General features: G+C 68.5%; 2 pseudogenes. Both read right to left on the bottom strand.

From position 1 onward, the window contains the following. Positions 1–284, bottom strand: a pseudogene (locus JCM21793_RS28025) (TrbI/VirB10 family protein); the annotation flags it as partial. After that, positions 281–801, bottom strand: a pseudogene (locus JCM21793_RS28020) (TrbG/VirB9 family P-type conjugative transfer protein). The pseudogenes JCM21793_RS28020 and JCM21793_RS28025, both read right to left, overlap by 4 nt. Positions 802–861: the final 60 nt, after the last annotated feature.

Genomic DNA, 861 nt, shown 5'->3' with positions numbered 1-861 from the left:
CCGAGATCGCCCGGCAAAGGCGGCCCGAGGACCGGGCCGGTATAGTCGCGCGGCAGGCCGGCGAGACCGTCCGCCGTGGGGCGATTCTCGGTCGAATAGAGTTCTTCGCCGCCCGGTCCCCCGTCGCGGGTCTGGAGCGCATAGATGAGCGCGCCGCCGATGCCGAGCAGCACGACCGCTCCGACGCTTGCCAGCATCTTGCGCGAGAGGCGCGTCACGCGCGGCGGTTCTGCGCGCAGCCGCATCGGCGCGGTGGTGTCCATGATGGTGCTGTTCTCGGTCATGAGGGGGAGTCTCCGGTGGCGGCAGGTCGAGCGGCGGCCTGCCTTTGCTCGACGCGGACGATCCTGACGGTCTGCTGGCGGTTGCCGCTGCCAAGGCGCAGCTCGGCCGCGCCGAACAGGCGATCAACTATCAGGACGTTCTGGTGGATGCGGCTGTTGACGATCTGCGGTTCGCCGTCGTTGCCGAGCACGAATATCGGCGGCATTTCCCCTTGGACGATCCCGCGCGGGAACACCACATAAACGCGCCTTCCGTCATCGAAGACGGAGATCGGCCGCCAGGGCGGATTATCGCCGGTCAGGCCGTAGCGATAGTTGCGGGCGGACTCGGCCGGAATAACCGGGGCGGTCGGAACGGCCTGACCCTGCCTGGCCGGGGGCGCGGGATAGCCCATGCGACGGCGGGCATGTAGAGCGCTTCGCGGGCGCGCAGCTCGATCATGTAGATGCGGCGGTTCGTCGTTATGACCAGATTGGTCGAAATGTCCGGTCGGGTCGGCTTGACCAGAACATGCACGCGCCGGGTCGGCCCGCTGCCGCTCTCGGTGTCGCCGATCACCCAGCGGGCGGTGTCGCC

The sequence above is a fragment of the Nitratireductor aquibiodomus NL21 = JCM 21793 genome, assembly GCF_000615975.1.
Taxonomy (GTDB): Bacteria; Pseudomonadota; Alphaproteobacteria; order Rhizobiales; family Rhizobiaceae; genus Nitratireductor; species Nitratireductor aquibiodomus.
The sequence above is the reverse complement of the archived record's forward strand: the minus strand, read 5'-3'. Positions and strand labels throughout refer to the sequence as shown.